At 62.2% G+C, this 2,616-nt stretch carries 3 protein-coding genes; 2 read left to right on the plus strand and 1 reads right to left on the minus strand.

Annotated features, from left to right (window positions below; all coding sequences use genetic code 11):
* Positions 1 to 232 precede the first annotated feature (232 nt).
* Together cra and OQK_RS06990 are read left to right on the plus strand one after the other, a co-directional pair.
* On the plus strand, positions 233 to 1,228 hold the full coding sequence (gene cra, locus OQK_RS06985) for a catabolite repressor/activator (protein WP_016771742.1): 996 nt from the start codon (positions 233 to 235) through the stop codon (positions 1,226 to 1,228).
* Between the two features lie 3 nt (positions 1,229 to 1,231).
* Positions 1,232 to 2,008 (plus strand): TatD family hydrolase, encoded by a 777-nt coding sequence (locus OQK_RS06990; RefSeq protein WP_016771743.1) that lies wholly within the window; start codon positions 1,232 to 1,234, stop codon positions 2,006 to 2,008.
* A 124-nt stretch (positions 2,009 to 2,132) separates the two neighbouring features.
* Here the strand turns inward: OQK_RS06990 and OQK_RS06995 are convergent.
* Positions 2,133 to 2,616 (minus strand): methyl-accepting chemotaxis protein (locus tag OQK_RS06995; RefSeq protein WP_038860669.1); only part of this gene is annotated, 484 nt, incomplete at its 5' end.

A 2,616-nucleotide genomic window follows, 5' to 3' on the forward strand; every position in this document is an offset into this window, starting at 1 on the left:
GTGTTCATGATTAACTGACTGAGTAGTCAATTGGCAGTAGCCACTCAGTCGCGAACGTCGTAAAAATACGCTGGCTGAAACGTTTAATCTAGATCTTATGGAAGACTACGCGTTAATTGCGCATCCTTGAAGAACCACTCGGCGCTTGAGCCAGGACATTGGTCGTGTACAGGAATCGGTTACGATTGGAGAAAATGTCGGGGCCCGCTCCAGAAAACAAGGAAATCCCGGTTTGAAACTCAGTGATATCGCCCGTCTTGCCGGTGTGTCCGTGACCACCGCCAGCTACGTCATCAACGGCAAGGCCGAACAGCAACGCATCAGCAACGCGACCGTCGAGCGCGTGCGCGCGGTGGTCGATCTGCACGGCTTCACGCCCAATCCGCAAGCGGCGGGCCTGCGCAGTCGGCACACGCGCACCCTGGGCTTTATCCTGCCGGATCTGGAAAACCCCAGTTACGCGCGGATCGCCAAGTTGCTCGAACAAGGCGCACGGGCGCGCGGTTATCAATTGCTGATCGCCAGCTCCGACGATGCGCCGGACAGCGAGCGCCAGTTGCTGCAACTGTTCCGCGCGCGTCGCTGCGATGCGCTGATCGTCGCCAGTTGCCTGCCGGCCGGTGATGACAGCTATCGCCAGTTGCAGGCCAAGGGTCTGCCGATCATCGCCATCGACCGGGTCATGGAGCCGGAGCATTTCTGCTCGGTGATCAGCGACGACCGCGAGGCCAGCCTGCATCTGACCCAGAGCCTGCTCGATCCGCAGCCCAAGCAGATCGTGCTGCTCGGCGCCCGCCCGGAGCTGAGCATCAGCCAGGAACGTGCCGCCGGTTTCCGCGCAGCGCTCAAAGACTTCAAAGGTGAGGTGCTGGTCGAGCACGCCGAGTCGTTCAGCCGCGAGTGCGGCAAGCAATTGATGGAAGAACTCCTGCAGCGTCTGGGGCATTTGCCTGACGCACTGGTGACCACCTCCTACGTGCTGCTGCAAGGCGTGTTCGATGCGCTGCATGATTTCCCGCTGAAATCGCGGCCGCTGCGCTTGGGCACGTTCGGCGACACGCAGTTGCTGGATTTCCTGCCGCTGCCGGTCAACGCCATGTCCCAGCAACACCAGTTGATCGCCGACAAGGCCCTGGAACTGGCGCTGGCCGCCGTGGAGCAGGACGACTACCAACCGGGCGTGCAAGCCATTGCGCGGACCTTCAAGCAGCGTATTCATCGGGACTGAATCGTGGAGCTGATCGACAGCCACACCCACCTCGACTTCCCCGACTTCGACGCCGATCGCGCGGCGCTGCTGGCAGAAAGCCGTGCCCTCGGCGTGCAGCGCATCGTCGTGCTGGGCGTGCATCAGGGCAACTGGCAACGGGTCTGGGATCTGGTGCAGAGCGATGCCGACCTGTACGCGGCGTTCGGATTGCACCCAGTGTTTCTCGATCAGCATCGCCCCGAGGATTTACACGCACTGGGGGACTGGCTGACACGGTTGCGCGGGCATCAGCAGTTATGCGCGGTGGGCGAAATCGGCCTCGATTACTTCATCGAAAACCTCGATCGCGAACGGCAACAGGCGTTGTTCGAAGCGCAGCTGCAACTGGCCGCGGACTTCGAGTTGCCGGCGCTGATCCACGTACGCCGCAGCCACGCAGCGGTGATCGCCACGCTCAAGCGCTTCAAGCTCAAACGCGCCGGCATCATCCACGCTTTCGCCGGCAGTCGCGAGGAAGCGCGGGAGTACATCAAGCTCGGGTTCAAACTGGGTATCGGCGGCGCACCGACCTGGCCGCAGGCATTGCGCATGCATCGGGTGCTGCCGGAACTGCCGCTGCAATCGGTGGTACTGGAAACCGACTCACCAGACATGGCCCCCGCCATGTTCCCCGGCCAGCGCAACAGCCCGGCGCATTTGCCGGCAATCTGTGCGGCGTTGGCCGAGCTGATGAATATCACGCCTGAACAACTGGCCAACGCCAGCACCGCCAACTGCTGCGAAGTCTTCGGCTGGTAACACCGCCGTCCCCTGTGGGAGCGAGCCTGCTCGCGAAAGCAATCTGTCAGTGACATCGTCAGTGCCTGACCCGCCGCCTTCGCGAGCAGCCTCGCTCCCACATTTTTGATCCGGTTCCAGCCTCTCAAACACGAAATGCGCTGATCAGTTGTTTGAGTTCAACCACCTGCGCCGACAGCGCGCGGCTGGCATCTTCGGTCTGGTGCGCGCCTTGCGCTGTGCGTTCGCCAGCGCGGTTGATCTCGACGATGTTCTGATCGATGTCATGGGCCACGGCGGTCTGCTGTTCGACGGCAGCGGCGATCTGCTGGTTCTGGTCGACGATCATGCCCACCGCGCCAAGAATGTTCTCCAGCGCCTGCTGGACCTTCTCCGACTGTCCCACCGTGCCATTGGCCATCTGATGACTGACGCCCATGGCCTTCACCGCCGCGCCGACGCCGCCATGCAATTTGGCGATCATCTGCTCGATTTCTTCGGTCGATTGCTGGGTACGCTTGGCCAAGGTACGTACTTCGTCGGCGACCACCGCAAAACCGCGCCCCTGCTCGCCGGCCCGGGCCGCTTCAATGGCGGCGTTGAGCGCCAGCAGGTTGGTCTGTTCGGCG

Source organism: Pseudomonas sp. R62, from assembly GCF_000257605.1.
GTDB lineage: Bacteria > Pseudomonadota > Gammaproteobacteria > Pseudomonadales > Pseudomonadaceae > Aquipseudomonas > Aquipseudomonas atacamensis.